Origin of the sequence: Psychrobacter sp. (assembly GCF_036731945.1) — a bacterium.
Classification (GTDB): domain Bacteria; phylum Pseudomonadota; class Gammaproteobacteria; order Pseudomonadales; family Moraxellaceae; genus Psychrobacter.
The window spans coordinates 5,132-7,233 of the sequence record NZ_DAINDI010000019.1 but is presented as its reverse complement, the minus strand read 5'-3'; the positions used below and the strand labels follow the sequence as shown (position 1 = coordinate 7,233).

Below are 2,102 nucleotides of genomic sequence, written 5' to 3'. Positions count from 1 at the left end.
GCTTTACCGGAAAACCCGCGCCATGTGCCGTTGCGTACCCGCTCTGACAATCTTTCTACCTGCGCCAAGCTTTTATGTACATCAGCGGTGACATTTTGCATACCAACTTGCAGCTGTTCTGTAGCTGGCAAGCGTAGAGCGGTATGCAGCGCTGCTCGCTCTTCACTGGTATTAACCATCGCCCCTTGTAACAAGGCATCGATACGGCCTGACAACTCGCAACTATTCGCCAAATTTAATAAATTTTCTAGCACTGCATCATTAATACACTGCTTGCTATAATCCATATATAGCGCGCCCGCTTGCGTACTAAAGCGAGACGTCCGCTCATTATCCTGCGCGAATAATGGGGCAAGCGCCCACGGCTGCTCCGCTAACTTGGCTAAATGCTGCCAATACTTAGAGTGGCGGGCACTTTTATAGCCCTTATTATTTGTCTCATCCATCAACTATTTATCATCCCTTAACTGCTGCTCGGCAAAATAGATAAACGCTTGCATATACGAGCGCATATCGCCTGCGTCATAACTATCACCGCGCATGGTCGTCACATTAACGCCATATTTGCTAATCAAGGCATCAATGGCATCAGTCAGTTGAATCTCGCCGCCAACCGACGCTCTAGTATTGGCCAGATAATCAAATATATGGTTGCTAAATACATAACGACCGACAACGGCCAATCTTGAAGGGGCATCCGCTAAGTTGGGCTTTTCGACAAAACCGGCAACTTTAAAGCTCGCGTTTTTATCAGCTTGCTCGATTTCATGCGCTTGATTAAATGCTTCGTCTAATTGGGCAATACCGTATTTATGTACATCTTCATCTGCTACGTTATTGACCAATATTTGCGAATGCGTGTCTTTGGCAAAGGCTTCAATCATAAACGCCAAATTATCAGTCGTTATATCGGTGGTAAATGGATCGAGCACCACATCTGGCAGCAGTACCGCAAAGTCATGCTCGCCGATGATTGGACGCGCCGCCAATACCGCGTGTCCTAACCCTAATGGTTTGCCTTGGCGTATCATAGACACCGTTACATCCTCGGGTAACCAAGTTAAGCTATCGGCTAACGTGTCTTTACCTTTAGCACGCAATTGATTATCCAATTCAGCATTGATATCAAAGTAGTTTTCGATGGCGCTTTTTTGCGCATGACCGACTAAAACGATATGCTTGATACCCGCAGCAATGGATTCTTCAACGACATAATGAATAGCGGGACGATTGCCAAGTGGTAGCAGCTCTTTTGGCACCGATTTCGATAACGGCAGCATACGCGTACCAAAGCCTGCGACAGGAATAACAGCATGAGTAATTTTTTTCATAATTGCTACATTTTAATCAAAGGAAAGTTATTTTTAGAATAAAAAAAGACACCCCATTGTAGGAGTGCCTTTATTTTTTTTCAACGATGTTTTGGTATTAGACTAGCTATTAATACCTAAATTACCAACCGGTAACTTCTTTTAACTTATCGCCAATTTTTGATGGATCGCGAGTATAAGCAATACCAGCGTCTTCAAAGGCTTTAAACTTCTCTTCAGCAGTACCTTGGCCACCAGAGATGATCGCGCCAGCATGGCCCATACGTTTACCAGCAGGCGCAGTCACACCAGCGATATAACCAACAACTGGCTTAGTTACGTGCTCTTTGATATAAGCCGCCGCTTCTTCTTCAGCTGTACCACCAATCTCACCGATTAATACGATGGCTTCGGTTTGTGGATCGTCTTGGAACAGTTTTAGCGCATCGATTTGGTTCATACCTGGGATAGGGTCGCCGCCGATACCGATACAAGTAGACTGACCAAAGCCAAGCTTAGTGGTTTGAGCAACCGCTTCATAAGTCAACGTACCAGAGCGTGAGATGATACCCACTTTACCTGGCAAATGGATATGGCCTGGCATGATACCGATTTTGCACTGACCTGGAGTGATAACGCCTGGGCAGTTTGGACCAACCATACGTACATCGCCTGCTTCTTCGATATAACGCTTGGCTTTTAGCATATCGATAGTCGGTACGCCTTCAGTGATCACGACGATCAATTTTACGCCCGCATCGACTGCTTCAACGATAGAATCTAGTACAAATG

2 protein-coding genes and 1 pseudogene are annotated in these 2,102 nt (G+C 45.5%); all 3 read right to left on the bottom strand.

Annotation, left to right across the window (positions count from 1 at the left end; translation table 11 throughout):
• Window positions 1-446: pseudogene (locus V7D75_RS05505) on the bottom strand (glucose-6-phosphate isomerase); the annotation flags it as partial.
• A 3-nt stretch (window positions 447-449) separates the two neighbouring features.
• A complete protein-coding gene (locus V7D75_RS05500; RefSeq protein WP_333613741.1) occupies window positions 450-1,331 on the bottom strand; it encodes a UTP--glucose-1-phosphate uridylyltransferase in 882 nt (293 codons plus the stop codon).
• Between the two features lie 121 nt (window positions 1,332-1,452).
• On the bottom strand, window positions 1,453-2,102 hold a 650-nt coding region (sucD, locus tag V7D75_RS05495; protein WP_333613740.1), incomplete at its 5' end, for a succinate--CoA ligase subunit alpha.